General features: G+C 37.7%; 23 protein-coding genes and 1 pseudogene. 6 read left to right on the forward strand and 18 right to left on the reverse strand.

The features are described from left to right. Positions 1–12 precede the first annotated feature (12 nt). Both pucL and uraH read left to right on the forward strand, forming a co-directional pair. Positions 13–1,506: a factor-independent urate hydroxylase gene (gene pucL / locus QUF86_RS00435; RefSeq protein WP_289333280.1), complete on the forward strand. Its 1,494-nt coding sequence runs from the start codon at positions 13–15 to the stop codon at positions 1,504–1,506. A gap of 9 nt (positions 1,507–1,515) precedes the next feature. After that, positions 1,516–1,875 (forward strand): hydroxyisourate hydrolase, encoded by a 360-nt coding sequence (gene uraH / locus QUF86_RS00440; protein WP_289317678.1) that lies wholly within the window; start codon positions 1,516–1,518, stop codon positions 1,873–1,875. Between the two features lie 129 nt (positions 1,876–2,004). Here uraH and QUF86_RS00445 read toward each other — a convergent pair whose 3' ends face one another. The 5 genes and pseudogenes from QUF86_RS00445 to QUF86_RS00465 form a co-directional block, all read right to left on the reverse strand. Beyond that, complete coding sequence (locus QUF86_RS00445; RefSeq protein ID WP_289333281.1) at positions 2,005–2,148, reverse strand: hypothetical protein; 144 nt, start codon at positions 2,146–2,148, stop codon at positions 2,005–2,007. A 43-nt stretch (positions 2,149–2,191) separates the two neighbouring features. Then, positions 2,192–3,139 (reverse strand): carbon-nitrogen hydrolase, encoded by a 948-nt coding sequence (locus tag QUF86_RS00450; RefSeq protein WP_289333282.1) that lies wholly within the window; start codon positions 3,137–3,139, stop codon positions 2,192–2,194. A gap of 30 nt (positions 3,140–3,169) precedes the next feature. Beyond that, positions 3,170–4,798 carry an amidohydrolase gene (locus QUF86_RS00455; RefSeq protein ID WP_289333283.1) on the reverse strand — a complete coding sequence of 543 codons (1,629 nt, stop codon included), beginning with the start codon at positions 4,796–4,798 and terminating at the stop codon, positions 3,170–3,172. Positions 4,799–4,825: 27 nt separating this feature from the next. Then, positions 4,826–6,181, reverse strand: a pseudogene (locus tag QUF86_RS00460) (APC family permease). Between the two features lie 255 nt (positions 6,182–6,436). Next, positions 6,437–6,799, reverse strand: a complete 363-nt coding sequence (locus QUF86_RS00465) for a group I truncated hemoglobin (protein ID WP_289317682.1) — start codon at positions 6,797–6,799, stop codon at positions 6,437–6,439. Positions 6,800–7,249: 450 nt separating this feature from the next. Here QUF86_RS00465 and QUF86_RS00470 point away from each other — a divergent pair, with 450 nt between their 5' ends. Next, complete coding sequence (locus tag QUF86_RS00470; protein WP_289333284.1) at positions 7,250–7,990, forward strand: ABC transporter ATP-binding protein; 741 nt, start codon at positions 7,250–7,252, stop codon at positions 7,988–7,990. A gap of 2 nt (positions 7,991–7,992) precedes the next feature. Beyond that, positions 7,993–9,957 (forward strand): ABC transporter permease, encoded by a 1,965-nt coding sequence (locus QUF86_RS00475; protein ID WP_289333285.1) that lies wholly within the window; start codon positions 7,993–7,995, stop codon positions 9,955–9,957. Between the two features lie 22 nt (positions 9,958–9,979). Here QUF86_RS00475 and QUF86_RS00480 read toward each other — a convergent pair whose 3' ends face one another. Together QUF86_RS00480 and QUF86_RS00485 are read right to left on the reverse strand one after the other, a co-directional pair. Further along, on the reverse strand, positions 9,980–10,978 hold the full coding sequence (locus QUF86_RS00480) for a sensor histidine kinase (protein ID WP_289333286.1): 999 nt from the start codon (positions 10,976–10,978) through the stop codon (positions 9,980–9,982). Next, positions 10,975–11,649 (reverse strand): response regulator transcription factor, encoded by a 675-nt coding sequence (locus QUF86_RS00485; protein ID WP_289317686.1) that lies wholly within the window; start codon positions 11,647–11,649, stop codon positions 10,975–10,977. Before QUF86_RS00485 ends, QUF86_RS00480 begins: the two co-directional genes overlap by 4 nt. A gap of 431 nt (positions 11,650–12,080) precedes the next feature. Here QUF86_RS00485 and QUF86_RS00490 point away from each other — a divergent pair, with 431 nt between their 5' ends. Next, complete coding sequence (locus QUF86_RS00490; protein ID WP_289333287.1) at positions 12,081–12,293, forward strand: hypothetical protein; 213 nt, start codon at positions 12,081–12,083, stop codon at positions 12,291–12,293. Between the two features lie 387 nt (positions 12,294–12,680). Here QUF86_RS00490 and QUF86_RS00495 read toward each other — a convergent pair whose 3' ends face one another. Further along, the gene (locus QUF86_RS00495) at positions 12,681–12,818 is read right to left on the reverse strand and encodes a hypothetical protein (RefSeq protein ID WP_289317688.1); all 138 of its coding nucleotides are present in this window, start codon (positions 12,816–12,818) and stop codon (positions 12,681–12,683) included. A gap of 495 nt (positions 12,819–13,313) precedes the next feature. On the opposite strand from QUF86_RS00495, the gene QUF86_RS00500 reads away from it, so the two are divergent. Further along, the gene (locus tag QUF86_RS00500; protein ID WP_289317689.1) at positions 13,314–14,186 is read left to right on the forward strand and encodes a DMT family transporter; all 873 of its coding nucleotides are present in this window, start codon (positions 13,314–13,316) and stop codon (positions 14,184–14,186) included. Positions 14,187–14,600: 414 nt separating this feature from the next. Here the strand turns inward: QUF86_RS00500 and QUF86_RS00505 are convergent, their stop codons facing one another. From QUF86_RS00505 to QUF86_RS00550, 10 genes are all read right to left on the reverse strand, one after another. Then, positions 14,601–15,923 carry an MmgE/PrpD family protein gene (locus tag QUF86_RS00505; RefSeq protein ID WP_289333288.1) on the reverse strand — a complete coding sequence of 441 codons (1,323 nt, stop codon included), beginning with the start codon at positions 15,921–15,923 and terminating at the stop codon, positions 14,601–14,603. Between the two features lies 1 nt (position 15,924). Then, positions 15,925–16,845, reverse strand: coding sequence for a glycine betaine ABC transporter substrate-binding protein (locus QUF86_RS00510; protein ID WP_289333289.1), 921 nt, complete (start codon positions 16,843–16,845; stop codon positions 15,925–15,927). 21 nt (positions 16,846–16,866) lie between these two features. Next, positions 16,867–17,607, reverse strand: coding sequence for an ABC transporter permease (locus QUF86_RS00515; protein ID WP_289333290.1), 741 nt, complete (start codon positions 17,605–17,607; stop codon positions 16,867–16,869). Between the two features lie 12 nt (positions 17,608–17,619). Further along, positions 17,620–18,624: an ABC transporter ATP-binding protein gene (locus QUF86_RS00520; protein WP_289333291.1), complete on the reverse strand. Its 1,005-nt coding sequence runs from the start codon at positions 18,622–18,624 to the stop codon at positions 17,620–17,622. Between the two features lie 15 nt (positions 18,625–18,639). Then, positions 18,640–19,293 (reverse strand): ABC transporter permease, encoded by a 654-nt coding sequence (locus tag QUF86_RS00525; RefSeq protein WP_289333292.1) that lies wholly within the window; start codon positions 19,291–19,293, stop codon positions 18,640–18,642. 188 nt (positions 19,294–19,481) lie between these two features. Further along, positions 19,482–20,843 carry a (Fe-S)-binding protein gene (locus QUF86_RS00530; protein ID WP_289333293.1) on the reverse strand — a complete coding sequence of 454 codons (1,362 nt, stop codon included), beginning with the start codon at positions 20,841–20,843 and terminating at the stop codon, positions 19,482–19,484. Further along, entirely contained in the window at positions 20,840–22,243 is a 1,404-nt protein-coding gene (locus QUF86_RS00535) for an FAD-binding oxidoreductase (RefSeq protein WP_289333294.1), read from the reverse strand. The genes QUF86_RS00530 and QUF86_RS00535 overlap by 4 nt, the downstream gene beginning before the upstream one ends. A gap of 18 nt (positions 22,244–22,261) precedes the next feature. Then, positions 22,262–23,137, reverse strand: coding sequence for a DUF6282 family protein (locus QUF86_RS00540; protein WP_289333295.1), 876 nt, complete (start codon positions 23,135–23,137; stop codon positions 22,262–22,264). 180 nt (positions 23,138–23,317) lie between these two features. Beyond that, positions 23,318–24,715 carry a sigma-54-dependent transcriptional regulator gene (locus QUF86_RS00545; RefSeq protein ID WP_289333296.1) on the reverse strand — a complete coding sequence of 466 codons (1,398 nt, stop codon included), beginning with the start codon at positions 24,713–24,715 and terminating at the stop codon, positions 23,318–23,320. Next, positions 24,708–26,834: a PAS domain-containing sensor histidine kinase gene (locus QUF86_RS00550; RefSeq protein WP_289333297.1), complete on the reverse strand. Its 2,127-nt coding sequence runs from the start codon at positions 26,832–26,834 to the stop codon at positions 24,708–24,710. The genes QUF86_RS00545 and QUF86_RS00550 overlap by 8 nt, the downstream gene beginning before the upstream one ends. Positions 26,835–26,874: the final 40 nt, after the last annotated feature.

Genomic DNA, 26,874 nt, shown 5'->3' on the forward strand with positions numbered 1-26,874 from the left:
AGGAGACTGGAGATGATTACCCTTACTTCATTAAATGCACTAAGCGAAAAGGAATTTACGAAGTTCCTTGGGGATACTTTCGAACATTCACCTTGGATTGCAGAAAAATCGGCAGGCAATAGGCCCTTTTCTTCAATAATCCACCTGCATCGATGCATGGTGGATATTGTAGGAAATTCGTCAAAGGAAGATAAGTTAACGTTAATCAGGAAGCATCCGAACCTTGGGGACAAAGTTGAAATGAGTGATGATTCGATTAAGGAACAGCATGGCGCCGGTTTAAAGGACCTTACGTCCGATGAATATGAAGATTTCATATCATTGAACCAGAAATATATGGATAAGTTTGACTTTCCATTTATCCTGGCTGTGCGAGGCAAAGATAAAAATGACATATATCAATCGATGCTTACAAGGATTCACCATGCAGAAGCAGCCGAGTTCGATAAGGCCTTAACTGAAATTTATCAAATAGCCCTATTTCGTTTACAGGATAAAATTAAAATTGAAGGAGAGAATTTAATGAAAAATAAATCAGCCGCACAAACACTTAGTTATGGAAAAGGGAATGTTTTTGCCTATAGGACCTATTCGAATCCTTTAACCGGAATCAAGCAAATTCCAGAATCCACTTTTTCAGGAAGAGATCATATCATTTTTGGCACGAATGTAAAAGTTTCCGTTGGCGGCTCCTCTTTTCTTCCCTCATTCACGGAAGGAGACAATTCCATGGTCGTCGCGACTGATTCGATGAAAAACTTCATCCAAAGGCATTTAGCTACATTCAAAGGCGCAACATTAGAAGGATTTGCTTCATATGTGTCAGAAGCCTTCCTAAACAAATATCCTCAAATCGATACTGTTAAGTTGATTGCCGAAGATATCCCTTTCGAAGCAGTGACTGAAGCAACGGATCCCCAATTGAAACCGAGTGACCTTGTATTCAAAAAGTCCCGCAATGAACGGGCCAAGGCTGCCGTCGAAATCATCCGTGGGGAAACTGGCAACGAGATCGTTCAGCAAAGCAGTTCCATCCTCGACCTTCAATTAATCAAAGTAAGCGGGAACTCTTTTGTCGGTTTTGTCCGTGATGAGTATACGACGCTTCCCGAAGATGGAAATCGTCCGCTTTTCATCTATTTGAATCTCCATTGGGTCTATGAGGATCAAAAGGATGCATTCGGCATGGCCCCCTCTAAATACGTAGCTGCCGAACAGGTAATCGATATTGCTACATCCGTTTTTCATGAAATGGAAACTCCTTCGATCCAAAATCTGATTTATGAAATCGGCTGCCGCATTTTAACTAGATTCCCTCAGCTTCTTGAAGTTACATTCGAATCCCAAAACCACACATGGGATACAGTCGTTTCCGAAATACCGGACTCTAAAGGAAAGATATATACCGAGCCGCGCCCGCCATATGGTTTTCAGGTCTTCACCGTTAAAAAAGAAAATCTCGAAAACAACAAAATCCTGGCTGCCGCTGAAGAAAACATCGGTTAAGGAGTATATATGCCTGGTATAACAACACATATATTGGATTTAATGCATGGCCAGCCAGCCGAAAAAGTGACGATTGAATTATACTTTTCCGAATCATCCACCGCTAGCTGGCAGCTGCTCCAGTCAGCTGTCACAAATCCAGACGGGAGGCTCGATGTCCCGCTGCTGAACGCAGAAAACACCAAAACGGGAAACTACGAAATCGTTTTTCATATCGGGGATTACTTCCGGAATAAATCCATCGAACTCCCTGATCCGCCCTTTTTGGACCTGGTTCCCGTCCGATTCGGACTATCTTCCCCATCCTCTCATTATCATGTGCCCTTGCTCGTTTCCCCATGGGGCTATCAAGTATATCGTGGAAGTTAAAGAAACTGCCAGAGAAGATCACCTCCTTCTCCGGCAGTTTCTTGTTTGATTGATTACAGTCAGGATCGTTCGTTCCACTATTAATCCGAGTAATAAAGATCTATTATAGATTGCAACATCTGGGATACTTCAAGAATAGAGTTTTGGAACGTAGATGCTAGGTATCTCCTCAAGCGGAACCGCAAGAAGGTCACGGTCGAGGACAACGATATCAGCAAGCTTCCCTACTTCCAATGTCCTTAATTCACGCTCCCCGAATGTACCAATGGCCAAGCCGCCAGTATAAGCTTATAATGCTTCGGCAAGGGCGTTCCGTTCATGTTGATGCCATACTACTTTTTTTCCACTGCAGTCGATTCTCGTTACTGCACGATAATCCTTTGTTTGTTCCCTTTTTTGAAGGGGATGGGGTTGGAAGTATTTCCTTTTGTAATATTGGGTCGTATGTATCGACACGACGGTCTCTAAAGAATTGTAGAATGTTTCTAGTCTTTTCTATTTCTTTTAAATCAATCTCTTGTACAATAATTCCTTCTTCATCATCAAGTGAAGCTAAAATATTCCCTAATGTATCGCTAATGAATGAACCACCGTAAAAATTCATGTCTTTTTCCTGGCCTACTCGATTTGTTGCAGCAACGAATACACCATTAGAAATGCCATGAGCAGAAATTGCCTTTTCCCAGGATGGTCTTGTTGATATCTCAGGATGATCTGGCTCTGAACCTATGGCAGAAGGATAGAATAATAACTCTGCACCTTGTAAGCTCAAAATTCGGGCAACTTCTGGAAACCACTCGTCCCAACAAATCCCGACTCCTATTTTTCCATAAGCAGTTTCATAGACAGGATACCCGGTATTGCCTGGAACGAAATAATATTTTTCATGATACTGGGGACCATCCGGAATATGATTTTTTCTTGTAATCCCTAAACATTCTCCATCTGCATCAAATACAGCTGCACTATTAAAATAAATACCAGCACCTGCTCTTTCGTAAAAAGGAACAATCAAGACGATTCCTAATTCCTTTGCTAATTCACCCATTTCGGCTAATGCACCACTATCTACATCTTCAGCTAAATCATAATTTTCCACACTAACCGTTTGTGGAAAATATTGCGAAGAAAATAATTCTTGTAAGCAAACGATTTGCGCACCTTTATTTACTGTTTCTTTTATTTTCTCTATCGTTTTTTGAATATTTTGCTCAATGAATTCTCCGCAATGAATTTGAATAAGACCAACTTTTACTTTTGACATTTTCTCACTACCTGACTTTTTTATTTTTTCTTATAAAGTTGGGACGACCTGGTTTTCATATACAACCTTTCCATCCATAATCGTCATCTTCACTTCAGTTTCAAGAATTTCCTCTGTTGATATGCTAAATAAATTTTTATTTAATACTGCGATATCCGCTATCTTTCCTGCTTCCAATGTGCCTAATTCTTTTTCCCTAAAAGACCCGAATGCTGGTGTAGCCGTGTAATATTTTAATGCTTGTGCTAAAGTAACTCCTTCCGACTCCTGCCACGCATTCCCGGTTAAATCTTTTCTGGTGATTGCCTGATAAATACCCATCATAGGATTTAGGGGTACTACAGGAAAATCTGTACCAAAGGCAATTTTAGCACCAGTATCTTCTATTGTTTTGATAGGATAATAGAGAGGTTGTTGTTTTTCACTAATTCTAGCTGTATATGCCTCACTTTCCATTAATTCAATATGTTTGGGTTGAAAGGAAGCGATTACACCTAATTCCTTAAAGCGATGGACATCGTTTGGATGCAATACCTCCACATGTTCAATGACATGTCTGGCATCTCTTTCTCCATTTACGTTTCTTGCTTCTTCAAATGCATCCAATGCTAAGCGGACAGCACCGTTACCAATAGCATGGAAACGAATTTGAAATTTTTCCTTATCTGCCTTTTTTACTAATTGTTTAATTGTTTCAGCTGGATAAGTGGTCCCGCCTCTTGTTTCAGGACGGTCTTTGTAAGGCTCCAATAAAAAAGCGGTATGACTTGTCACAACACCATCTATAAATTGTTTTAATCCAGAAAAGGTAAGCTTGTCTGACTGATAATTTATTTGTAATTCCTTTGCGACAGCTAAATCCACCATTTTTAACTCCGGAGAAAAGTGAATTCTAGTTGTAAGTAACCCTTCTCTATCAAATTCCTTAAAAATTTCAAGATCGTCTAATGGGTTTGGCGCTATTTTAGCTCCGTATAAATCATTAACGGATGTGATTCCCAGTCTTTTTGTTTCATCGAGAAAACCTTGGAATAGTTTTACACGTTTTTCTTTCGGTAATTTATATGCATGTTCCGATGCATACCCAATTGCCTGTTCAAATAGAAGGCCTGTCAGTTCCCCATTATCATCTTTTCCAATTTCTCCATATTCCGGGTCTGGGGTATCCTTCGTTAATTGAATCATTTCTATTGCTTTACTATTGATCCATGCGTAATGCACTTCTGCATTGAATAATAAAACGGGACGATCAAAAATATATTTATCTAATGTTGTCCTATGTGGTAGCACTTTCTTTTTCCAATTGGTATGATCCCAGCCAATACCAAATATCCACTCATCATTTGGTCTTGTTTCTGCAAATTCACCTACTAGTTTAGCTACCTCTTCTTCTGAAGTAGCATCAAATAATTTGGCACTATCCTTCTGTAAAATGCTTCCCATCATTATGTGCATATGAAAATCATGAAATCCCGGAATAATTAGTCCCTCTTCCATGTCATACACTTTAGTTCGATCCCCAATGTATGAATATATTTCTTCTTTAGGACCGATCTCAACAATTTTATTATCTTTAATAGCGATAGCTGCTTTTATTGGCTCATCTTGTAGCCCAGTAAAAACTTGTTGACCAGAAAGAATGATGTCTGCCTTTATCATTTTTGTCCTCCTTGATAAATCTAGCTTTTATGCTTGAATTTCATTTTCCTTCGCACTATCAATAGAAAGCTCTGGTGGTCGTTCACTAAACATTTTCGTATTGGAAAGGAGCATGAAGAAACCTATTCCAAACCATCCTAGTCCGAGTAAAAGTGCCTTTGAATCAAGACTAGTCCATAACCAAATTGTGAAACTGGTTCCAATCAGAGGCAATATTAGGTATTTTAGTTTGTTAATTCCGTTTCGCTGTTTCTCCCTAATAAAATAATGAGAAATAACCGAAAGATTAACAAATGTAAATGCAACGAGCGCTCCAAAGTTAATAAAGGATGATGCTGTCACTAAATCAACAAATAAAGCAGATAAAGCAAAAATTCCCACTAAGATAATGTTGTGTGTTGGAGTTTGAAATTTTGGATGAATATGACCAAATATTTTCTTAGGAAGAACTCCATCTCTTCCCATCGCATACAAAAGTCGCGATACACTTGCGTGAGCTGATAAACCAGATGCTAGCCCCCCTGTAATGTATCCTGCTAGAAAAATAGATTGAAATAAATTACCCCCGATGTATATAGCAATTTCTAAGGCAGCAGAATCTGGATCTTTAAAGGCTTGGAAATTTGGGTAAACAAGGTGACTGATGTATGAGATGGCGATAAACAGACCTCCTCCTATTAATGCTACGAGGAAAATAGCCTTTGGTATTATTTTTTTAGGATTAATGGTCTCCTCTGAAAATGTAGTGACAGCATCAAATCCTAAAAAAGATAAACATAAAATAGAAGATCCTGCTAATACTAAGGATAGTGGTATATCTCCATTCACAAATGGAGAACCCATAAATAATGTCCCTGAACCCATTCCGTTTAGTAACCCTTTAATTGAGAGGAATGTAAATATAACTATTATTAAGAACTGACAGGCAACTAATAAAAGATTTATCTTTGTTGCTATTTTCACTCCGATTATATTTACAGTGGTGATTAAAATTACAAAACCAATTAACCAGACGGAAAAAGGAACGGATGGAAAATATGCGTTTAAGTAAATAGCGATTAGTAATCCATTAATCATTGGCAAAAATAAATAGTCTTATAGTATAACCCAGCCTACTAAGAATCCAATATGAGGATTAAGAGCCTTTTGAGTAAATGTATATGCAGAACCGGCAACAGGATAGGCCTTAACCATGTGACCATAACTATAGGCTGTAAACAACATACCAACTAAAGCTATAATATAAGCGGCAGGTACCATCCCTTTCGTTATTTCCGCAACAACCCCATAAGTAGAAAAAACTGTTGTAGGTGCCATATAAGCCAATCCAAATAGCACTAAAGGAAATACTGTTAACGAACGTCTTAATTTTGCATTCTCCATGTATCACTCCACCCTTAATCGTACTTAATTAACTTATATGCAAATATCATACCAAGTGAAGGATGATTATTTAGAGCTTGAACCAAAGTCTTTTTCCCAATAATTACAATATACAGAATCTTCAATAAACTTATGATTTTATGCAATCTTACATCAATTATTTAAGATTGCATAATTAGTCGTTAAAGACGGGTTCCATAAGAAAAGGAGCTGCCAAAGCAACTCCTGGTAAAGCACCTGTTAATTCAATATCAGTTATTTATACAAAATATCATCTCTTAGTGAAGCAACTTTAGTTAAAGCTGTATCTATGTCAGCTTCATTCACTCCAAAGTGAGCAAGTGCATCGCTAAGATGATTTACAATAGCATTAAAATGGGCTGGTTGCAGATCCATTCCTTGGTGAGCTTTTGCCATGGATTGTCCAGAATATTGTTTTGGGCCACCTAATGCAAAACTTATAAACTTTGTCTGATGACCGCGTTGTTTTTCCATATCCGTTTTTTCAAAAAAATGATTAACTGTATCGTCCTTAAGAACCAACTCAGAGTAAAAATAGTCCACAACTTTTGCAATCGCTTCTTCTCCGCCAACTTTTTCATAAAGTGTTTGTTCCATATATACACTCCTACTTTTTAATTAATAGGAGTATTCTCTGCAGAAAATTTGTTTTTATTCCTTATCTATTATTTAATCCCTTTAATCGAAAAAAGCACCTTATGCAACTATGCCCTTTAAAATCGATAGAAAAAGTCTGCCATGGCAACACCTTTAATGAAGTAAAGCGCCTGTCAGTCATTAGGAAACGCCGATTCTAATTAAACGTGCCCTATTGTTGGAGTAGAACTCGGTGATCCATTTATCCCTCATCTATTTCAGCTTGTTGCTACTAAGATGCTGAGAATGCATAATTGATTTGGGGAATTCTTTATTACATTCACTGTTCATTACCTTTTATTTTACATATTCAAATTGGAATGTGACAAAATTGTAATCTAACTTCGTGTTACATCTATGGTGGAGAATAGGATGAATTTTATAGTATGTAACATGAGGAGGAGATTTACGTTGAAAAAAGTATTACAAACTAAAAACTTATCTAAATTCTATGGAAAGACACAGGTTTTAAAGAATATTGATCTGACAATAACTTCGGGTGAATTTACAGCTATTATGGGTCCTTCTGGTTCAGGAAAAACAACACTGATGAATGTGCTATCGACGATTGATAAATTTTCTGGCGGGGAGGTCTGGCTTGAAGAACAGGCGCTGTTATATTTAAACAAAAAGGCATTACGTACATTTCGCCAAGAACGAATGGGTTTCATCTTTCAAGATTACAACTTGCTTGATACTTTAACGATCAAAGAAAACATTCTTCTGCCCCTTTCATTAAGGAAATTTTCTATAGATGAGATGGAAAGACGGCTGAGACCAGTCATTCAGGCATTGAATATTGAAGAAGTCCAGGATAAATACCCTACGGAAGTTTCTGGTGGTCAGAAACAAAGGGCATCATCTGCACGTGCCATCATTACAAATCCTGCGATTGTCTTTGCAGATGAACCTACAGGTGCGCTTGATTCCAGATCAGCAACACAATTATTGGAACAGTTAGCTACCTTAAATGTAACCTTTCAAACGACTATCCTTATGATTACACACGATTCGTATGCAGCAAGCTTCTGTAAACGAGTTATCTTCTTGCGTGATGGAGGAATCGTAAACGAGCTTTATAAAGGTGACCAAAGTCAAAGTGACTTCTTTGATCGAATCCTTCACATCCAGAGTGCCATGGGAGGGATTTAAAGGTGAACTTACTGAATATGACGTTGCGGAACGTTCAGCGTAATTTCCGTGTTTATACGATTTATCTGTTTGCCATGATTACAGGTGTCATGATCCATTTCACCTTCTCATCACTTATGTATAATCAAGATATATTGGATGTACTCAACAATAAGGAAAATTTCCAAACGGGTGTATCGATTGCCTCAGTGGTTATCTTCCTCTTTATCATTTTCTTTATTCTCTATGCTAACTCTTTCTTTATGAAGCAAAGAAAAAAGGAATTTGGACTCTATTTGCTTCTAGGTATGAAAGAAAGTCAGATTACACGAATGGTATTCGTTGAAAATTTGATCATTGGATCGTTCTCGCTTGTAATTGGAATACTTCTTGGTGGTCTATTATCCAAATTATTCGGTATGTCATTAATGAACTTAATGCAATACGACAATGTCATTACGCTAAATTTCCCTTATCAAGCGATCGGCTCGACAATTATTCTGTTTCTCTTGCTAGTGGTCATCGTAAGTATCCAAAGTTTCTTCATGATCAGCCGCGTTCAACTGGTGGAGTTGTTTCATGCCAAAGAAAAAATGGAAAAACCCATACCTTCTTCGTTCATTATGGCTGCTTTGTCGTTAGTGTTATTAGCAACGCAATTCTTTTTGATCAGCCGGGGCACAGAATCAAGCATATGGCAAGAACACGCAACTTTTGCCATGATTGCTGTCACAGTCGGAATGATAGGTGGAACGTATTTGTTCTTCCGTCAGTTCTCCGGCTGGCTGCTGCAAAAGATTAGCCAGAAACATAATTTCCATGAAGGCAATCGGGTATTGTGGATCTCGTCATTGCGCTTTCAAATAAGGTCGAATACGTTAAACCTTACCTTCATCTCTTTGTTCAGTGCAACCATCATTTTCTTGATTGGATTCGTTTCGATTAATTACGCTGTCCAGTTTGAAGCTGTCGGCAGGAATTTACCAAATGATATTGCGTTCCAGTCATTGGATAAGGAAACAAACGATAAAATTGACGCTAAAATAAAAAACTCCGACCACTCAATAGAGTATCACAAAACTTTGGAAGCCTTAGTAGGAAAGCCAAATACAAACATGGACCTGGCTTTTGAGAACCCTGAGTATTTTTCAAAGGACGTTTTTCTTTTTCCAGAAAAAGCATATAACGAAATCATCTCATTGCGTGGAAATCAGGAGGAAATCCATTTAAATGATATGGAAGCTGTATCTCTGTCACAAGGAACAGATTCTCCAAAATCCTTCCCCTCCAATCAGCTGCCAAGTTTTAAAGTGAATATAAATGAAGATATCACTCTAAAACTGGTAGAGAAGAAAGATTACGCATTATTAGGCTGGGCCAGCGACCCTGTTCAATCTATGATATTAAAGCCTGCAGTCCTGATCATTTCAGATGATGCTTATCAAAATTTAAAAAGCACAGCCAAATCGATCCCTTTTGAAATTTATGAAATCGAAAATGAGAAGCAGGCTGAATCCCTATCAAGTGATATACATGCCATTGTAACGAAGAAGCCCGGCACTTACTATTCTTCGTTTGCTGATGTGTATTCGAAGCAAATAGAAGGTTCATCTTTAATGTTATTTGCAGCTGCTTTCCTGGCTGTCATTGCACTGTTTGCATTGGCTAGCGTTATTTACTTTAAACAACTGCGGGAAGCAACGGAAGAACAGAGACAGTATTCCATTCTGCGAAAGATAGGTACCGCAGACCGTGAATTGAAAAGCGTGATTCGTAAACAACTTCTCTTTGTTTTCTTCCCTCCGCTAGTTTTAGGCATTTTGCACAGCTGGCTCATTTTAAAATACTATATCCTGGATTCTGTACAAGATTTTCCGCAGCTTACTTCGATGCTCTGGGTCATCTTTGCTATATACTTTGTGATTTATGTATTGTTTTATCTGTCTTCTGCGAATCTCTACTACAAAATCGTAAATCAGAAATATTAATTAAAAAACGCAATGGCCTTTATCAAGGTCTCATTGCGTTTTTTTGCATAATGAAATAGGGATCGACATTTTTGGGAAAGTGCATGACAAATTCGGTATACAAACCTGTTTCAGAGGTGCACGTGATATAATGACCAAGTTTATTGGATAATTGCTGGGCTAAATATAACCCCATCCCTGTAGACTTTGTGTATGTACGCCCGTTAGTTCCTGTAAAACCCCGGTTAAATATCCGTGGTAAATCCGATTTTTCTATACCAATTCCATTATCTCTAATAATCAGCTGCTTTTCTTTTAAATCGGAACCTGTCTCAATCTTAATTTTCCCTCCTTCTTCCGTGTACTTCAAGCAATTTGAAATTAATTGATTCAGGATAAATTGCAGCCATTTGGGGTCACTTTGGATGGTGGTTGGTTCTATCTGTAACTGCAGGCGGATTTTCTTGGAAATAAATGTTTTGGAATGAGTTTTTATGACCACTTTCACCAATTGGTCCAAATCACAATTCTTGATGTCATAGTCTTGATTGAAGCTATCCAACTTTGCATAATAAAGTGCTTGATCCACATAATGCTCTATCCTTGATACCTCATCATGAAAGCTCTTGGCATCGATCTCCGTCTGCTGCATCAATCGCAGCACTGAGATGGGTGTTTTAATTTCATGAAACCACGATACAATAAAATCGTAATACTCGTTTTGTTTCTCATGAATCAGATTGAGAGACCTTATATGTTCCCTTTCCTTCTCTTCAAACAACTGCTGTAAAGAGGCTGCCTCTAAAGAAAGGTTCTCATGATCTTCGTCACCCCTGGCTCGGATCGCGCGTAAATTTTGCTGATACCGGTACAAAAAGAAAATAATTAATATGAAAAGCGTTAAAACCCAAGCATATAGAAACGTGTTCCAGTTCCATGTCATATTAGGGTCAGTGTAAAAAACGGCAGAAACCATACAAAAGATAAAAACAAATAGAATGATATAAGGCTTCTCATGTTTTAAAAATTGCAGGAACCTCATTCGATCAGATACCCCATTCCTTTACGTGTCACAATAAAGTCTTCCAATCCAATTCCAGAAATCTTACGCCTTAATCGATTTACGTTAACAGTCAGTGTATTATCATCGACAAACTGTTCATCATTCCAAAGAGCATGCATCAAGTCATCTCTGGATACAATTTTCCCTATTCTGCGCATCATCAATTGCAAAATGATAAACTCATTACGTGAAAGCTCAATGGCCTGTTCCTCAAATTGGATTGTTGAGTTTGTTACATACAATGACAAGTTCCGGTGCGTTAATTTTAAGTTATGGCCATTTTGATAAGTATAATTCCTGCGTAACAATGCACTGATTTTTGCTACAAGAACATCTAAATCAAATGGCTTCTGTATAAAATCATCCCCTCCCATATTAATGGCCATGATGATGTCCATGTTTTGATTTCTTGAGGAAAGGAACAGAATAGGCACACTTGAGATAGCACGAATCTGCTGACACCAATAAAAGCCATCAAAGGTTGGCAAGTTTATATCCAATAAAATTAAATCAGGTTTTGATTTCTCAAAATCATCTAGAATGTGGTCAAACTCCATAATCTCCATAACTACATATTTCCACTTCGTTAGTGTATCAGCCACTATTTTTCTAATCTTTTCATCATCTTCAATTATCATAATTTTAAACATAACAAGCTCCTATTCATGGACTGAATCGATAAAGGTTTAACATGCGTTTTAGCATCTTAATACTAATTATTCCAAACTCCTGCCTTTTGTACAATACGTCACACAAGAATATGGCCCAATTAAGCAACTATAGAGACGAAGTGAGACAAAGCCCCCCTCCAAAATCCCCCTTTCGGCACCTTTATTTGGAGACGCTGGAATTCCCATAGCCCATTACGATTTATTCAAATCCCCATGCTTTGGAAATGCCAGGAAAAGTCATTATACTTTTAGCAGGTAATTGCTGCCAAAAAATAGTTGTGTCCGGATACTATACTCGCTTCGCTCTCCCAAATCAAGAGCTAATCATCAACTGTATTTAATATTTATAAAAAAACAAAGTATAAGAATGTAATAGAGTGGATAAACTAATAAAAAAGGAGTGGGAGATTATGGAGACTAAAAATAAAGAAGGAACGAAAGAAATGTGGAGCGAAATTAATGATTGTATAAATCGAGTAATTGATGAAAAACATGATTTATCTTTTCAAAAGAAGAGCAATGATAATTATATGAATCTATATATTCAAACAGCCGTTTTACACACCTTATTTGAACTTTCAAATGAATTCAGGAAAATTGAAAGGAAATATACCGAATTGTGATATTTCTAGAAAGGCATGTACTAACTTTGACTATTAATGTGGATTAGGATAAAAAAACTCCCTAAGAGACTATTAATGCCAAAGTATTATCCAATCTTTAGTCCACGTTTTATTTCCAACACTAAACATTACTATATAATATCGATCATTTTCGATACCACATTTGACCAAGTTCCATTTGTTCTTTACCTTCCCTACAAATAACCTCTTCATTATTCCAACTGAAAATCCATTTTCGAAAAATGTTTTTTGCAATACTAATTAAAAATAAACTCTTCATACACATGACAGAAACCCCACCTGTTATTAGCAACTGGTGGGGTTTCTATTTGGCTTCTACATCTACATCAACCGGGAGGTCCATCTTGTGCAATCACGCCCTTTCATTTAAACAGCTAATTTACTGTATTCATCCAACTGATCTTTGGTTAAATTTTTGATGAAGTGATCGATATTTATCGACTCCATTTCATACCTTTCACAAATCTTTAAATAACTTTCATAGGCTTTATCATAAGTGTTCATCATCTTGCTCCCCTTTCTGTTATATAACAATTAATTTAACTTAAAAACAATATATAACAGAGTTATTCCCGTGTCAATATAATTTTCTGAAAATTTAGAAATAACTCATATTACCTTTAGTATTACCCCAATTGTTCTTCGCTAACCGTATCACTTAACAAAAAAGAGACTGACACAAATTTAATTGGATAAGTGGCCTTCAATAGCGAAGATGGAACTTTTCACATAATTAAAGTGACAATAAAACATTTTTTTGTTTATTTAAATGAGTATGTAGTTATTGCTTACTGATTTTTGAAAGGAATGATTAGTAGAATCTCGGAACAGTTTTATTGTATGATATGATAAAATAAATTTTTTGAAAGTGAGCTGAAAGCTTATGATGTGGTCACCGCTATTCGAAAATGATGTACCTGCAGTCATTCTTCCTTAACGGTAGAAAACTTGCAACTCCGTTAAGGACTGGAAAGATCTAGTTAAAACGGAGGGTACAAAATGAAAAACACTTTATTAGGTTCTTTATATTTATCACTCGCTGCTAGCATTTGGGGCGGAATGTACGTGGTGGTAAAAGTTGTGGTAGACGTTGTTCCACCACTTGAATTAGTTTTATTACGATATGTAATTGCGATTTTAGCATTGCTAACCATTGGTTTTATAACAAAACAATCTTGGCGGATTGAAAAAAGGGACTGGCTATTAATTCTTATTATGGGACTTGTTGGAAATACAATTTCCATCGTAACCCAGGAAGTCGGTACGCTACTTTCTACTGCACAAATGGGAGCCATCATCACTTCAACAACACCTGCATTTATGGTGATATTTGCACGTATCATTTTAAAAGAAAAGATTACTTTTAAAAAATCAATTTCGGTTATTTTAGCGACAATCGGTGTCGGTATCATTGTCGGAAATGCCCATATCGGTTCATCTCACCAACTTGGGGGCGTATCACTGCTTATTGCTGCATTAACTTGGGCACTTATGTCAGTTCTAATTAAACGTGTACCTGGGCAATATTCACAACTGGTTGTAACTACCTATGCTGTGCTTGTGGCAATTGTCTTTTTAACACCTTTTACAATTAGTCGATTGGATGAGCTCGATTTCCAAGCAATAATGCATCCATCCATATGGGGCGGCCTTTTATACTTAGGCGTTATTTCGACAGCATGTGCCTTTTTACTGTGGAATCGCGGACTGCAAATGCTTACCGCTTCAAGTGGTGGATTATTTTTCTTTTTACAACCTATAGTCGGTACGTTTTTAGGCTGGTTATTACTAGGTGAGCAAATCGGCTTGTCTTTTTGGATAGGTACAATATTAATTTTTATTGGTGTGTTAATAGTCATTCGGGAAGAATAACCGTAATAAAAACGTTGAATGGTGTTTTATATTAAAAAGTACCCTATAGACACTTTTAAAAAGGTCTGCCTATAGGGTACTTTTTGTAATAAAAAAGCGGATTGGAAAAAGTTGTGCTACTATAGCAGTCTCGGCAGTATTCTCATCTGTGGAGCCTTAAAAGGAATTCATACATTTATTCCATCATTTTATTAACCTATTGAACGAAAACAACCAAAGTCTCTTGGTACAAGTGCAATAAAAAGTCCAGAAATGATTAATAGTTTTCTTAAGAACAGACGCTCATTTCCCCATGTACATTTGTAATTTCCAGCTCCGGTTTTTAGTGATCGGAATCACTACACAGGCAGCTACAACAAGTGCATAGTTAAAGAATAGTACTACTTACCAGTGCAATTAGGTGCTCATATTTTTTTATGTTGCCGATGCCTCTATAGCAATCATAAGCTCCCGGATACTTTTCATATGTTCAAGGTTTTGAATGGTTTCTGATAACCTCTGCGCAGGTTCTATTCCTAGAAATGGCGTGGTCAGCCTGAAAAACTTGTCTTTTTTTTCTTGAGCCGTTAAGGGGTAATTATAGTCTCCACGAGCTTGCATAATTTCTGATTGATATGTGCATCCATCCTGCATTAGTATTTTAACCATACTTAATGCTTTTTCAGGGAATGCTTCGTTAAGTTGTTGATCGATTACCACTGAAATCTTGTCCATAATGCTCAAAATTTTTGGATCATCCAGATGGTCTTGTATTTGTTTTGGACCCACTTCACCGTAAGAAATAAATGCTGCAACAGGAAAAAACAGATTGTACTGTGCTTCCTCTGTAGTTTCTGGATAATCTTTCGATAATGCTGCCGATTCTGTAAATGTATGAATTACTATTTTATTAATATTTGTGGATATTAGTATATTTTTAGTTTGTATTTCCCTAATTGCCTCAATAGCTGGCTGTGCCCACCGGCAGCATGCATACGGCTTATAATACAGTTCATTTACACGATAGTTTTTTCCTAAATCGTGTGTAAGCCCTTCTGCTTCTTTTTGTGTAAATAATGATGGAATACCTGTATAGCCTGCTTTTGCTAAATGAGCTGCACTAACCCCGGCCATACATCCCCAATTAATTCCGTCTTTTAACATAGACGGGTGTTCGATGCAGCGCATCATTGGAGAATAAGCACCAAAATATTCTGCATTGCCCAGTGCGTTCCCAATCGTATTCCCTTTTAGTCCTAAAATGTACGAAACACCAGCTGCAGCACCAACTGCTCCCCAAGAGCCTGTACAATGATAATCTGGCCGGCTCAGGTGTGCTGCAATTCCAGCACGGATGCCCACTTCATAGCCTATAAGGAGTGCCGTCAAAAACTCTTCTCCGCTTATATTATTTTCTTCTGCAACGGCGAGTACCGCGGGAAAAACAACCGCGCCGGGATGCCCTTTTGTGAGGCGATGACCATCATCTAAATCTAGGGCATTTGCCATTGTCGCATTGACAAAAGCTGCCCCGGCAGTCGTTAATCTTTCACGGTACAGGATGAGCGAACTGTTTCCCGTCCCCCACTGCGATACAGCAAATTCTTTTGAAATCTCTGCTGCATTCGTATTTCGACCTGCAATAGTACAAGCGATAATGTCTGCTAGAGCTTCTTTGAGTGAAGTTAATGTGCCTCCGTCCAAACATTTTATCGACTCAGATTCTATGTAGGTGATGAGTGAGTTATTTGCTTTCATCTCAATCTATCATTCCCTGTTCAACCAGCCATGTTTTAGCAACTTCATTAATATCTTCATGTTTAATATCAACACGATAATTTAGATCCTTCATTGTATCTGCATCTAAATGATCTGACAGTTCATTAAGTAGATCTCCTAATTCTGGATACTCCTCTAATACTTCTTGACGAATGACAGGTGCTCCATTATACGCTGGAAAAAACTTACTATCATCTTCCAACACAAGAAGTTTAAACCCTTTAATGCGACCATCTGTAGCAAAACCAACAGCTACATCAACCTGGCCTTCTTTTAAAGAATTATATAGAAGTCCTGTATCCATTTTGACGACATTTTTAGCTGGTAAAGAGAAATTATATTTTTTCTCTAAACCTTTCATTCCATCTTTTCGTGCATAGAACTCAGAGTTTGATCCAAATTTTAATTTACTAGAATTTTTCTTTATAAAATCAGCAAGATCGGATATTGATTTGATTCCTAATTCTTTTGCATAATCTTCCCGCATTAAAATAGCATATGTGTTATTAAACTCGGATTTATTTAACCATTCAAGTTCATTCTTTCTGTCCAGTTCTTTTACTTTTTCATATGCCTTATCTGGATCAGTTTCAACAGGTTCCTTTAAATAGACCATTAGTGCCGTACCCGTATATTCCCAGTACACATCGAGCTGGCCATTTTCAAGCGCAGACCGGGCCACTGTGCTCCCCATACTACTTGCTTCATCGACTTTATATCCTTTTTCTTTTAAATAAATAGAAGTAATTTGCGTTAAAATGTGCTGTTCAGTAAAATCTTTCCCGCCTACCGTTATTTTCCCTTTACTTGCATTTGAACCGGCATTGGACTCCGAAGAACTGCATGCTGTAAGCATACAGGCAAGAAGCGCGACACAAAATAATAGGCTAAACTTTTTCATTTTACTTCCCCCTTTATTGTCTTATATAAAATCAGCTTTTCTTTGTAATCCTTTCGGAGTAGTGACTTCTTCAATTTTTCCTAATAGAAAATCAATTGCAACGGCCAAAAAGATTACAGGAATGGCACCTGCGAGCATAATGCCTGGATCGTAAAGTGAAATTCCGGTAAATATAAGGTCACCTAACCCACCTCCTCCAATTAAGAAGGCAAGTGCAGCTGATCCAACATTAATAACTGTTGCGGTACGAATGCCAGCAAGAATCGCATATGACGCATTCGGGAGTTCAAGCTTGAAAAGAATGAGCTTTTGCGTCATCCCCATTCCTGTTCCAGCATCAATAATTGATGGAGGAACCGATTGAATTCCAGCGATTGTATTACGTAAAATTGGGAGAAGTGAGCTGAACCACAACGCAAATACCGCTGTTTGCCACCCTAAACCTAAATAACTCATTACAAGCGCCAAAATTGCTATACTCGGAACCGTTTGCCCGATATTCGCAAAATTTACTACTATAAATTCAAATTTTCTAAACTGAGGTCTCGTAATAAAAACCCCCAGCGGCACGGCCACAAGAATGGCTGCCATCGATGAAAGCGCCACCAATTTCATGTGCTGTCCAGCTAAGTATAGAAGTTCACCAGAGTTTTCTTTTATATATTGAAACGCACCTGATTGGAAAGTATAAACGAGTAGGGCAACAATAATTAACACTAACAACGCGCGAATCATTATTTCTATCTTGTTAATTTCCTTCATCAAAAACCCTCCTTATTGAACTATTGACTTTAACTTCGAAGGGTGAACACCTGTCAAAACTTCAAAGTCACCAATACCTAGTACTCCGCTTGGCTGTCCTTTATGATCCATAATCACGGCTTCCCCTTTTGGGGATGATAATAATAGAGAAAGCGCTGTTCGAAGATCTGTATCAATATTAACGACATATTCGCTAGATTCAATTTTCATATTCATTTTACGATTTACCTTTTTCGCTTTATTCAATAGATCCCTAACCGTTAATAGCTGTAATCGTTTAATTTCACGATCATTCCCAATGAAATTCTTCACGAAATCATTTTGGGGATTAGACAAAATCTCATCCGGTGTTCCATATTGCATGATTTGGCCATCGTTAAATATAGCGATTTTATCCCCAAGGCACAAAGCCTCATCGATATCGTGACTAATAAACAAGATTGTTTTCTTTACATCTTTTTGAATTCGTAAAAATTCATTTTGTAACTTATCACGAATAACCGGATCCAGTGCTCCAAATGGTTCATCCATCAACATGACGGGCGGGTCTGCCGCTAGCGCTCTTGCCACTCCAATACGCTGTTGCTGTCCTCCGGATAGTTCCCAAGGATAACGCTTTCGGTATTCCTCATGGTTCAATCCCATCATTTCCATTAATTCTTTGTAACGTTTTTTCATTTCCCCTTCGTTCCAATTCAGCATCTTTGGAACAACATTAATGTTTTCTTCAATCGTCATATTCGGAAACAAACCATTTTGTTGAATCACATAGCCGATTGAGCGTCTTAATTCGATTGGGTCCAATGAGTAAATATCTTTGCCTCCGATTTCAATAGTCCCATCTGTAATCGAAACCAGACGATTAACCATTCGTAAAAGTGTTGTTTTCCCACAACCTGAGGGGCCAAGGAATACACAAATCTCGCCTTTTTCTATTGTCATATTTACATTATCCACTGCTTTCACCGATTTATCAGAGCTTTTATATACCTTCGAAACATTTTTAAATGTAATCATAAGACATCCCCTTCCCTATCCTATATGAACTTTTTTGGGCGAAACCCGTTTTTGTACCTGACCTAGTAAATAGTCAGCCGCGATCGCTAATATTGAAACAGCAATGGCTCCAGCTTGAACCATCTCTGTGTAACTTGTGGATATCCCTCTTGCGATATATACACCAAGTCCACCCGCACCGATATAGGCTGCAATGGCCCCAATTCCAATCGTTAACACAACGGCCATTCTAATTCCTGCCATAATGACTGGAAGGGCAATTGGGATTTCAACTTTTAGAAGACGCTGCCATGTTGTCATTCCCATTCCTATAGCCGCGTCACGCATATTGGGATCCACATTTTTAACAGCGATGAATGTATTACGGATTATTGGAAGCTGCGAGTATAAGACCAAGGCGATAAACGCTGGTAAAAACCCAATTCCCTGATTAATAATAGATAAAATCGGAATCATGATACCGAACAGTGCAATACTTGGTATCGTCATAATAATACCTGCAACTGTCAGTACAAGGTTAGACAACTTATCGTGCTGTGTAATATAAACTCCAAATGGAACACCGAGTAAGATGGCTACCCCAACCGCTAATCCAACTAATTGGATGTGTTCCCATGTCATTGCTAAAAGGTCCCCCCAGTTCGAACCGATAAAGTCTAATAGTTCCACTTCGTTCTCCCTCCTTTAATTTTAATGACGAGCTGCTGACTTATAGTTATACAAGTATTAGGCCACATTAAAAGCCATATTTCAGGCACTTTTTTAATTCAGTTGTAAAAAAATGTTTTTTTCAATGTGTGTCAATCTTTTTATATATGGAAATACTACGGTCTAGTGTCACTTCCATAAGCGTTTGCCTACTTAATTAAACAAGCATCCGCTAATATTTCTACAATGTGTTTAGCATCCACATCACCTCTAGTGCCGCTTCTCTCTACACCTAGTTTCATTTGGAGCAGGCACCCCGGATTGGTTGTAACGATTGTTTTCGCTTTGGTTTTTCCAGCTTTATGCATTTTTTCATCTAATATTTTCATCGATTCATCAAAATTGATTAAATTATAAATACCGCCAGAAGCACAGCAACGGTCACTACCCTCCATCTCCAAATAACTTGCACCTGGTATGGACCTAAGAAGTTGCCTAGGTTCTTGAAATACTCCCTGGACATTTCTCAAATGGCAAGAATCTTGATACGTTATAATACCATTCCAATCTTTTTTAAATGGGAGAGGGCCAAACTTCACCAGAATTTCGGTAATATCTTTTGATTTCCCTACAAATGCTTCACTGCGCTTTTTCCATTCTGATTCTTGGCCAAAAAGGTGATTATACTCACTAAGCATCGCTCCGCAGCCTCCAGCGTTATTGACATAATAATCAGCACCGGACGCTTCAAATGCTTCTATATTTGCTTTTGCGAGTTTTACAGCCTCTTCTTTCAATCCTTGATGGGAATGAAGTGCACCGCAACAATTTTGATTTTGCGGAATAATCACTTCACAGCCAATTACTCGAAGCAGTTCAATTGTAAGTCTATTAGTCTTAGACATGATAGCGTCCATGATGCACCCCGGGAAGAAGGCAATTACTGCTTTAGTCTCACCTATTGCAGGGAATTTTTGACCGTATTTATAACGTTTATATGGGGCTTCGAGCTCCGGCAAGACCTTTTCAAACTGTCCCATGGACTCTGACACTTTATTAATCATTTTTGTTTTTTGCACCACTTTATTTAAATTCGTTTTTTGATACAGCCAGGTTAGGTTGCCTAATGTACGAAGACGCTTGCGGTGCGGAAATAAACTTGTCAACGTAAACTTGACCACTTTTGTTTGAATCTTGGGTTTACTATTTTGCTTTTTATGATGTTCATGCTTTTGATTTTCAGTTATGACTTCTTTGGCTGCCTCATAAATTTGTCCGTATGGTACATTAACCGGACACGCTACTTCACAAGCTCTGCAACCGAGACAAAGGTCAATTGGTTCAGCTAGATCTTTTTGAAGATCGATTTTTCCCTCTGCCGCCATTTTGACCAGGTTAATTCGTCCGCGAGGTGATTGTGATTCCTTCCCCATAGATTCATAGGTTGGACATGCAGGGAGACAGTATCCGCACTGCACACATTGATTGGTTGCCTCATACGAAAGATCATGCAATTTTTGGGTAAACTTATCTGTAAGCGCTAGTTCCTTTTCAAGAGGAGCTTCATTCATGTTAGTTCCACCTTTAACTTTCCAGGCTGTGGAAATATTTTTCCTGGGTTTAATATAGAATTTGGATCCCATGCATCTTTAATTTTTTTCATCATGAGCAGACCATCAGATCCAAGCTCCAATTCCATATATGGAGATTTTAATATCCCAATCCCATGTTCCCCTGAAAGCGTCCCGCCAAGTTCTATAGCAGCTTCAAAAATTTCACTGACTGCATCCTCGACACGTTTCATTTCTTCTATATTTCTCTTGTCGGTAATAATATTGGGATGGAGATTACCGTCCCCCGCGTGACCAAAAACTACTAAGTTCAGCTGATATTTCTTACGAATTTGATAAAGCTTTTCAATCATCGCGGGAATTTGACTTCTTGGCACTGTCGCATCTTCAGAAATTTTCGTTGGTCCCATTTGTGTAATAGCTGGAGAGACCATTTTACGCGCTTTCCATATCACATCCCGCTCAGCATCTGTTTTCGCCACTTTGACATTTGTTGCGCCTTGTAAGAGACAGATATCTTCACACTTTTTTATTTCTGCTTCGATTGCCGCCGGATGACCGTCTACTTCAATGATGACAATCGCTTCCGCCTCAATTGGCAAACCTGCTGGTGAGTAATTTTCAACCGCACGAATACATGCATTATCCATTAATTCCATCGCACATGGTAAAATACCATTTGATAAGATTTTTGTTATGGCGTGCCCTGAATCAGCAATTCGTACAAATGAAGCTAATAGAGTTTTTCTTGCAATCGGTTTTGGAATAAGACGTAAGATGGCTTCTGTTACAATTCCCAGTGTGCCTTCCGATCCAACTATGAGTCTTGTTAAATCGTAGCCTGTCACATTTTTAACCGTTCGCCCCCCCGTCCGAATAATTTCCCCGGTTGGCGTAACAACTTCCAAACCAATCACATACTCCTTCGTAGTACCATATTTCAAGCCTTTTGGACCACTTGAATTTTCCAGCAAGTTTCCTCCAATTGTTGAGACATGGGAGCTGCTTGGATCGGGAGGATAAAATAAGCCCACCTCTTCTGCCTTTTGTTGTATGTCACCTGTAATTACACTTGGTGAGGAGATTGCCAGTAAATTTTCACGGTCAATAACAAGTTTTTTCTCAAATTGTGACATATCTAGAATCATGCCCCCTTCAACAGCAAGGGAACCTCCGCTTAAAGAGGTAGCTGCCCCTCTTGGGTAAACAGGAATTTTAAATTCGTTTGCTAGCTTGACTAAGTCTGCCACTTCTTCTTTATTTTTTGGTTGAACAACGATTTCCGGCAAGTATTCACCGAATGAAGCATCAAAACTGTAAGAATATAGCTCTGCTAAATCTGTCAGTACCCTATCTTTTGGAACGATGGTATATATAAGTCTAATCAGTTGCTCTTCCATCACACGCCACCACCTTCACTATTCAATATCTAAAAGCTGCTTTGGATTATGAACAATCATCCTTTCAATCTCGGTTTCCGTTATACCTTCTTCGATCATTTCACCGACAAAACGACTTAATGCTTCTATTGGCGGAATATTGTGTTCTTGGCCATAATCAGTTACAAGTACACAGGACATTGGCCCGATTTCACGTATAGACTTAGCCATTTGAGCTACCGTTAAGTCTTGAAAATCCTCACCACAGGCTAAATAGCATTTCTCGATGATAGCGCCTTTTTTGGCAAACTCTTTTTGCATTTCAATTGAGACAGGGGCAATGCCTAGATCTGCATGCTGAATTAGAATTCTATCGATATGACGTTCTTTGGCTGCATCAATTAAAACAGCCACTTCTTCTTCCGATAAATGACCTGTTGCAAGGGTTATATTTGCCTCACTAATAAGTTCCAGAATTTCAATGACTTCAGGTTTTAACTGTTTATTCTCATTTAAAATGGTTAAACCATCTTCAATGGGCAGGCTCCGTTCACTATTGAAAAAACGGGTTTTCTTCTTGGCAAAATTACAACAATGCTGATTTGCTGAAATAGTAGGCATCCAAATTATTTTGGCACCCTGCCTAATTGCAGCATCAACAGCTTTGGGTGATAAGCCACCTGTAAATTCATTTAACACAAGTCCACCATAAACATGAAGATCAGGCTCTTTTAAGCGTATTAATGTAGTGCGGTCTACAGTTGATGCCTCATGTGCCTTTAACACGGCCCCCGCCATTTTAGCCTTTTTTAGGTCTTCTATAAATTCCCAATCAGTTTGCTTTCTTGGGAAAATACTCGGATACGTATGGCAATGCAACTCAATTGCACCTTCTAATAAAGGATGAAAACCCATCATGCCACTCCTTTTTTGAATTTATTCCTTTAATAGAAATGAATGCAAGAACTATGCCACACGCTATAATAAAGGTTTTTTTAAAAATTCTTCTTTTTTTGTAAAAAAATTTTTCTCTTTGAAAAAATCCTTTTACAAAAAAAGTGAAGATTACAAATATTAAAACAAAAAAAAGAAGAATTAATAAAACTCTTCTTTTTTTTGCTTAATTTCTTCAGATGACTTATTCATTTGTTCATGATATTTATTTATCTTGTAAAATAACCGCTGCCTTGAAATACCTAGTTCTCTAGCTGCTGCAGCAATTTGGCCATTGTTCTCCTCAACTGCAGACAAAATAAATTGTCGCTCAATGTCTTCCATTTGTTCAGGAAGCGTTCTCTTCTTATTAAAAGAAACGATGGTGGGTAACTCTGAACTCAGTTCACTAGATCCCTTAATTTCGCAAGGGAAATCTTGTAACGACAAATCTTCCTCCTTACACAAAACAACTGCTCGCTCTACAGCATTTTGAAGCTCCCGAACATTACCTGGCCATTCATAAGCTGTCAAAATATTCATAAGCTGAGGTGATACACGATAATTTTTCTTCATTTTTTTACGGTGCTTCTCCAAAAATTCCCCAACCAAAAGGGAAATATCTTCTTTTCTTTCTCGAAGTGAAGGAATATGCATATCTATAATATTCAAGCGGTAATACAAATCTTCGCGGAAAGTTCCTTCTTGTACCATTTGTTTCAAATTACGATTTGTTGCAGAAATAATTCGAACGTCCACTTGTTTTAATTGATTGCTTCCCAGACGCATAAATGATTTCTCCTGAACGATTTGAAGAAGCTTAGCTTGAAGCGTAAGTGGCACCTCACCAATTTCATCCAAAAAAATAGTACCATTTTGGGCAGCTTCAAATTTTCCCGCTCGACTGGCTGCAGCTCCGGTAAAAGCACCTTTTTCATAACCGAAAAGCTCACTTTCCAATAAATTTTCAGGGATAGCCGCACAGTTTACAGAAATAAAATGACCTTGGTTTCGATCACTTAAGCTATGAATCATTTTGGCGATCATACTTTTTCCTGTTCCACTTTCTCCATGAAGAAGAACCGTTGCATCTGTGGCTGAGACACGTCCAATTAATTCATAAATCTGTTTCATTTGTTTGCTTATACTAATAAAGCCCTCTAACGATTCAAGCTTGTTTAACTGATTTTTCAATTGGATATTCTCTTGTTTAACTTCAAGTAGTGTATATGCCCTATTAATCACAAGTTCTATTTCTTCTAGTTTTGCTGGTTTTACTAAATAATCAAATGCGCCTGCCCTTATTGCGGATACAGCACTTTCTATATCGCCATAAGCTGTCATAATGACGAACACTTTTTGAGGATAAAGTGCAATGAACTCCTCTAAGAGTTCCAAACCATTTGCATCAGGAAGATTCAAATCCAGAAAAATAAGATTGGGATCGTCCTCTTTCATTCTTCTTCGTGCTTCTTGTCCATTCGCAGCAAGAATTACGTCATATCCCTTCTTTCGAAATGACAGTGATAGAACGCGTAAAAGTCTAATTTCATCATCCACAAACAGAATGCTCTTCATATTGATTCTCCTCATATTTTAGTATCTCAATATGTATTGTGGTTCCTTGAGAGTCTACGCTTTCCGCCCAGATTTCCCCACCGTGTTGAGCTATTATTTCGTGGGCAATAGATAACCCTAGACCAGTCCCCTCAGGTTTCGTGGAATAAAATGGATTGAAAACCCAATTTAGTTTATCTTCTTTAATGCCTTCTCCCGTATCCGAAATTGAAAGCTTCCAATATGCCCCTTTCTCATTAAGCGAAATATGAATATTGCCCTCATCTTTTATCGCTTGTATACTGTTCAAAAAAATATTCAAAAGCAATTGAGTCAATTTATGCCGGTCCCCTAAAACTGGGGCTTTACTAAAATTGTATTCGGTTGTGACCATTATGTTTGCATCATTAAATTTTCTTCTTAATAAATTTAGCAATTCATTTGTAATAACAACCAAATCCGTTAGAACATGCTTGTTATATTCATCATCTTTGGTAAGCTTCAGAAAATCCGTTAATAGTTTGTTCATGCGATCCGATGCTGTTAAAATATCTCCTGTCAATTCATCAATAACTTCATTTTCTTCAAATTCATCTTCAATTTGAAGTCGAATCGTTTCAGCTGCAACCTGAATAATACTTAAAGGATTTTTTATTTCATGGGCTATCCCAGCAGTCAACTCACCCAGTGATGCCAGCCGTTCACTTTGTTTTAAGTATTCTTCAAGCTTTTTAACATCACTTACATCACGAATGACAAGAATGGAGCCGATGTACTCATCTTGTTCCCCTTTAAGTAGAGAGGCATAAATACGAACATCATGGAACCCCTTTTCTTTATCAATAATATAGCTTTCGACTTCTTCAAAAGACTTCCCTGCATTAAACGTTTTTAACAGAACAAACTCTTGTATATCATGTTTTATGGGCAAATTAAAAATTAGCTGATTTAATACTTCTTCGCGTCTATATAGCATTAAATCTTCAGCGCCTTTATTAAAGGTCATGATTCTACCATCTTTGTCTGTAGTAATAACACAATATGGAATGGACTCCAGGATATAAAACATACTTCTTTCCTTTTCCCTCAATTCCGTAGCCATTTCTGATAAAACAATCGATAGATCCTCTATTTCATCATTTGTTTTCACTTTAACAAATGCATTTCGCTTACCTTCTTTATATTCTTGCACATGCTTAATAAGCGTCGTGACAGGGCGAATCACCCTTGATGCACTGAACATAGCAAGTCCTATTGCTATAATAAAAACGATAGAAAAACCTTGGAATAGTAAAAATTTCACCAATCTAGCTGGATTTAGTGCTTGTTTAATCGGTTCTCCCACAATCAGACTAATATCTCCCAAAAGAATGGGGCGATAGGCAATGACCATTTCTTTGCTGAAAATCTCACCATTCCATATATCAAAATCTTCTTTTTGAAGATGAATTCCAACTTCATGACTCTGAATGGATTTGCCAATATAACTTTGTTCGGTATGTGCGATAATTGTTCCATTGCGGTCAATCATCGCATTCACTCCTTCTTTTCCTATTGCAAACCTTTGAAGGTGATCTGATAAAACGTGTAGATTCAAATAAGCGACTACACTCCCCTTAAATTCTCCCTGTTCATTAATGGATGGATAGGCAATTGCAATGGTCTTCCGCCCGTCCGGCAGTTCAATCATATTTGAAATATAGCTTGTCTGACTCCAGGAAAGTCTTTTTATAATAGAACCATTTTCTACAAAATAAGAAAAGGGAACATCCGGAAGACGGAGGGCCAACTGATCCTCTTTATATACTTCAATAAACAGATATAGTGGATCGTGTGACAGGATTGTTTCCATTTCTACTCGATAAGCATTCTCTGCATCATTATCAAAATTTGTAACAATGGGTGATATCTGGCGCATATCGGAAACTGAATTTTCGAATATATTCTCAATTTGGTTCCCTAGGGTTTTTGCTATAAGTTCATCTCGATGCTCCATTTGAGACCGAACAGATCCATTTATTACATTTACGGCAATCATATAAAGCGAGGCCAGTACAAATAGAATGACAACTAAAACAATAGTTACATAACGTTTCATTAGCTTTGATTGAAATACTTTCATTTACAAAACCTCGATATGGGAGAAATGAAACAGTACTGTT

Origin of the sequence: Peribacillus sp. NJ11, assembly GCF_030348405.1 — a bacterium.
In the GTDB taxonomy this organism is placed as follows: domain Bacteria; phylum Bacillota; class Bacilli; order Bacillales; family DSM-1321; genus Peribacillus.